The organism is Oleiphilus sp. HI0080, from assembly GCF_001635135.1.
Genome location: NZ_LWFU01000243.1, coordinates 1 through 473, shown reverse-complemented (window position 1 = coordinate 473; position 473 = coordinate 1). Strand labels below are relative to the sequence as shown.

The 473-nt window shown below is 47.8% G+C and carries 2 protein-coding genes; both read right to left on the bottom strand.

Annotated features, from left to right (window positions below; genetic code table 11):
- Positions 1-10 precede the first annotated feature (10 nt).
- Positions 11-364, bottom strand: a complete 354-nt coding sequence (locus tag A3751_RS02605; protein WP_068451756.1) for a hypothetical protein — start codon at positions 362-364, stop codon at positions 11-13.
- A 2-nt stretch (positions 365-366) separates the two neighbouring features.
- Positions 367-462 (bottom strand): DALR anticodon-binding domain-containing protein, encoded by a 96-nt coding sequence (locus tag A3751_RS21700; protein ID WP_082863011.1) that lies wholly within the window; start codon positions 460-462, stop codon positions 367-369.
- Positions 463-473: the final 11 nt, after the last annotated feature.

Below are 473 nucleotides of genomic sequence, written 5' to 3'. Positions count from 1 at the left end.
GTGTCTGTGTCTACCTCGCTGTTAGGAAGAAGGTCATAAAACTGGAAGCGTGCTTCGGGTTTATGACGGCTTTTTCTTTTGATTCAGCCTCAGCTTTAGGCTTCGTGCTGTTAGGAGCGGGCTTGCTGATAGCTTGATTGGTCGCGCCATCATCTACCTGAGCTAGTTTATAGAGTGCGAACCCAAAGCCACCAAGAAGGGCTGCGATTAAAAAAAGATGTAAGCCCTTGCCTGATCCAGCGTTATCGACAGTTTTTGTTGCAGACGTTTTTTTCGCGGCAGAACCTGTCTTTGCGGAAGGTTTCTTTTTGCGCTTTGCAGCAGGCTTTTTAGTCGTGCTGGGTTTTGCGTAATCTCGAGTCATGATTACATGCTTTCTGGCGCGCTAACACCGAGTAGATTCAAACCATTCTTGATAACTTGCTGGACTGCGATGCAGAGAGTGACTCGCGCATCGCGCACGTTTTGATCAT

What these genes read in the sequence shown, in the direction of transcription:
- A3751_RS02605 (WP_068451756.1), bottom strand. Translation starts at nt 364, where the DNA reads ATGACTCGAGATTACGCAAAACCCAGCACGACTAAAAAGCCTGCTGCA.